This is a genomic window from Enterococcus florum (assembly GCF_004309355.1).
Lineage (GTDB): Bacteria > Bacillota > Bacilli > Lactobacillales > Enterococcaceae > Enterococcus_A > Enterococcus_A florum.
The window spans coordinates 1-4,018 of the sequence record NZ_BJCC01000055.1 but is presented as its reverse complement, the minus strand read 5'-3'; the positions used below and the strand labels follow the sequence as shown (position 1 = coordinate 4,018).

Below are 4,018 nucleotides of genomic sequence, written 5' to 3'. Positions count from 1 at the left end.
CCCCTATCTAGGATTTAATTATTTCCTTGTCCTAGATAGGGGTAGCATAGCATTTTTTACTAGGAATCTGAATTATTCAGCTTCCTTTTTTCTTTTTCAGCGTCAAGAATCCCATCCTTGACTGCCTTGCGAATCACGAAATAGCCAATGGCGATTAGCAGCAAGTAGCCCAAGGGAAATAGCAGTACGAACATATTTCCTAAATGAGGTGCAACCATACATATTCCTCCTTTGCTTATCCAGCAAGCAGCAAAATCATTAATTCGTTTCTGCCGAAGGATCGATGCTTGGCAATAATGAATTGATGGCCACAGCGATCAGCATTCCGATAAAGCTATCCACCACACGATTCAAGGCATACAGATAGGATGCGTCTTTTGGAATCATGAAAAGAATCGTCAGTAGCGTAGCACTTGCACCTACAACACCTTCTGCATGGTCATACTTGACTAAAAGAGCGATCATCAGCATGATCATGAGCGGAATCGAAAAAAGCTGAACGAGGCGAGAATCTCCTAACAGATTAAAAATTCCAATACAAACGACAGAAGTACAGGCGCCTACGATGTTCCCGACGATCCGATGTCGGCCGAATTTCACAGTGTTGATCTGATCTTCACGCAAGGTAAAGATCGCTGTGATTGCCGAAACAACATAGGTCTCTCGTTGCAAAACAAAGCTGATCAGGATACACAAAAAGACACTGATTCCTGTTTTAATATTTCGTAAACCAAATTGAAGCCCAACTATTTTCAAATGCACAACCCTTTCAATAAAAAAGCATCAAGCGCAAGGCTTGATGCAAAAAGCAATTCAAATTGCCCCTGCCAAGGTAAATCAATTATACCATAATAACAAGGTGAAGAAAGAGCGTATACAAAAAAGCACTCGACCAGGAATGCTTTGTAAAGTAATTCTCCTGTTTCCGCAGGCAGACTTGGATGCTTCGAGGTCGAATGGTCCTATACATTCATTTTAACAAGTTGTTGTTCTTTTGAAAAATGATAACCATCAAAAAGCAGCCGAAACTACAGCTGCCAAATTTTATGGATTCAGATTGCGTAATTTTGACTGAACATACAGGTATTGAGCGATCAACAATACAAACAATAGAGCTGCATTGATCCATAGAACGATATCTTCGTCGATCCGGCCGATCGTAATAGAAGGGACAATAATCAGGATATGCATTGCTCCAGCAAGAAAACAAAATTTCTTAGCCGAACGTTGTGCGACCTGCCATTTTTTCCAGCTGCTGACGGCTTTGGTGGAACGAAAACCGATCAATGAATTGCAGCGGTAACGGTTATTGTTTTTTGCAACATCAAATGTAAAAGGTAGGATGACAAACCAAGCAGTACAGGTTATTAGCAAAATCATCCAATCAAGCATGAGAAAACTCCTTTTTGCATAGAATAAATTTAGGACAATAGTAACATGTTTATATCCAAAATTGAACCCCTCTTAAGAAGTTTTTTACTCAGCCATTTATAGAGATTTCGCTGCCTGACATTTTGTCAAAAAACACAGTCAGCTCGCATGTTTTTGAGATTTTTCCTCTTTGTGTTGAGGACTTCGTACCCGTATTCGAAGCAATAATGATCTGCCAAATAGCGAGAATACGGGTGTTCCTTCAATAAAATAGAGTCCAGATGATGCAAAAAGTCCCCAACCGGAAGTTAGGGACAGTCAAACTTATTGGTTGACCAATTTATCGATCTGACATTCTAAATTAACCGCCGCTTCCTTTTCAATGCGTTTTACTAGAGAAGGCAGGGTACTTTCAAGATAAGTAACTGCCTCTTGTTTGGAACTTAGGACTTTCGTCTCTGGGGTTTCGATGATTGAATCGACAGAATTGATAATAGACTCCATTAAAAGCTGATACACGTTGACTTTGATATTCATGATGCTCTCCTCCATATGAAAAATTTGTTCCTCGGTCTCACCATAACAAGAAACAAAACCGCCGTCTAACCTTTAGAAACGATCGATTTAGTTATATAAAGTAATAGATATCTATAGAAAAAAGGATAGAAATAGATAAACAAAGAAACGGAGTGGCGCAGACTAGATCCAAAATTCAGATTAGATAATAATTATAAAAAAGAAAAATTTCCCTTATGTTTAATTTCAAATAAAAAAATAGGCAAATCAATTTATTTAAGGAATCATCAAGAAAATAATAAAATGCCTTATTTACTTATAAGATAAATTGTTCAACTTTCAAATAAAAATCAAGATTGAAGAGAGAAAAATCGGAACGGATAGACCATGCTTTGTTCTGGAAAAGGGCGGACTTGGATGGAGATGGTATCAGTACTTAGTAAGTAGTCGAAGGGATTGCAAAACTTGACATAACCGAGCTTTATTTCTGAATGAGTCACATCAAGATTATCTCGATAAATCATTACAGAACATATTCTCCAGTAATCAGGTTAGTGGGTCCGTTTTGGTATTCAGCAAAATTAGACAATCTTTAAAGGAGTTGTAGCGTTCTCTTTAGTATTGAGAAGGTCAATTAACCAAATATTTAGTTTCGAATGTCTCTTTTTTGGCCTAAAAAAGAACGTGTGTTCGTATAAAATGACTTTAGTAGGTGATCACTACAAAAAAATTTAAGGAGTGTTTTAACATGGGAGATATTAATAAAATGATTCAATGGATGAAGTCGCGGGAAGGAAAAGTGTCTTATTCGATGACCACCCGTTACGGCCCGAATAGCTTTGATTGCAGCTCATCCGTCTATTATGCTTTGATGGCAGGAGGTTTTATACCATCAGGAACACCGGGAAATACCGAGTCGCTTTATCGTTTGGAAGGTAGTCTTCTGCAGCCGATTTCGCGCGGTCAGGCAGCAAAAGGAGATATTTTTGTTTCTGGTGTCAAGGGAGGTTCGGCTGGAAGTAATGGTCACACAGGGATTTTTTTAGACAATCAAACGATTATTCATTGTACGTATGCACCTGCATATGGAAAGAACGGGATTTGTACAACGCCAGCACAAGGCTGGATGGGTGACTACAGTGGATTGCCAGTCTATTACTACCGATTAAAAGGAGCTAAAGAAGAACCAAAATTGCCTGGTAAGAATCCAGCTATGTCAGTCTCCAAGTTAATCAACTATGAGACACATGTAGCCGAAGTTGGCTGGATGAACAACGTGGCTGATGGAGCTTTATCGGGCTCGATTGGATACAGTTTACCTATTGAAGCGTTGAAAATATCATTTGGCAACAAACATGTGGATGGCTCCGTGGAGTACCGAGTACACATGAGTAAAAAAGGATGGCAACCATGGGTAAAAAGTGGTCAAATTGCTGGTTCAACTGGACAATCGATTGGATTAGAAGCTTTTGAAGTGAAACTAACGGGTCAGGCAGCAAATTACTACGACATTGAATACCAAGCACATGTTCAAAGAAAAGGTTGGTTACCTGTTGTCAAAAATGGACAGACTGCAGGAACAACAGGAGAGTCATTGCGACTTGAGGCCTTAAAAATTAACCTAAAAAGGAAAAAAATTGTTCAAGGAACAAAGGATCTCCCTAAGACTGGAGTGGCTTATCGCTCTCATTTACAAACAGAAGGTTGGTTAGGATTTGTAAAAGAGGGTGCAGTTAGTGGTACCACAGGACTGAGTATTTCTATGGAATGTTTGGAAGTATTCGTTAATGGTTCCAAAAACGATTTTCAACTTGATACCCATTGCTCAACGATTGGTTGGATGAATAATGCTGGTGGAACGACAGGACAGAAGAAAAATCTAGAAGCTTTTCGAATCACGCTAAAAAATAATTTAGCGAAAACACATACGATCGAATATCGTTCACATGTGAAAAGTATAGGCTGGCAGGGTTGGGTCCGAAACGGTGCCGTTTCGGGCACGACGGGTAAAAAACTTGCAATTGAAGCGGTGCAGATTCGTTTAGTGAAACGCTAGCAAGTAATAAGAGACTATGGCATTGGTGCGCACCCCGTCAATAGGACAATGAAATAATATAAAAATTTTGTGGAC

Annotated in this window: 5 protein-coding genes; 1 reads left to right on the top strand and 4 read right to left on the bottom strand. The window is 39.2% G+C overall.

Going from position 1 to position 4,018, the window contains the following annotated elements; all coding sequences use genetic code 11:
• Positions 1 to 59 precede the first annotated feature (59 nt).
• The 4 genes from NRIC_RS19390 to NRIC_RS18985 form a co-directional block, all read right to left on the bottom strand.
• Positions 60 to 218, bottom strand: a complete 159-nt coding sequence (locus NRIC_RS19390; protein WP_175580166.1) for a hypothetical protein — start codon at positions 216 to 218, stop codon at positions 60 to 62.
• A gap of 40 nt (positions 219 to 258) precedes the next feature.
• Positions 259 to 756 (bottom strand): FUSC family protein, encoded by a 498-nt coding sequence (locus NRIC_RS18995; protein ID WP_146624295.1) that lies wholly within the window; start codon positions 754 to 756, stop codon positions 259 to 261.
• 288 nt (positions 757 to 1,044) lie between these two features.
• Positions 1,045 to 1,392, bottom strand: coding sequence for an SdpI family protein (locus NRIC_RS18990; protein WP_146624294.1), 348 nt, complete (start codon positions 1,390 to 1,392; stop codon positions 1,045 to 1,047).
• Between the two features lie 303 nt (positions 1,393 to 1,695).
• Entirely contained in the window at positions 1,696 to 1,908 is a 213-nt protein-coding gene (locus tag NRIC_RS18985; RefSeq protein WP_146624293.1) for a hypothetical protein, read from the bottom strand.
• Between the two features lie 727 nt (positions 1,909 to 2,635).
• Here NRIC_RS18985 and NRIC_RS18980 point away from each other — a divergent pair.
• On the top strand, positions 2,636 to 3,943 hold the full coding sequence (locus NRIC_RS18980) for a peptidoglycan amidohydrolase family protein (RefSeq protein ID WP_146624292.1): 1,308 nt from the start codon (positions 2,636 to 2,638) through the stop codon (positions 3,941 to 3,943).
• Positions 3,944 to 4,018 lie beyond the last annotated feature (75 nt).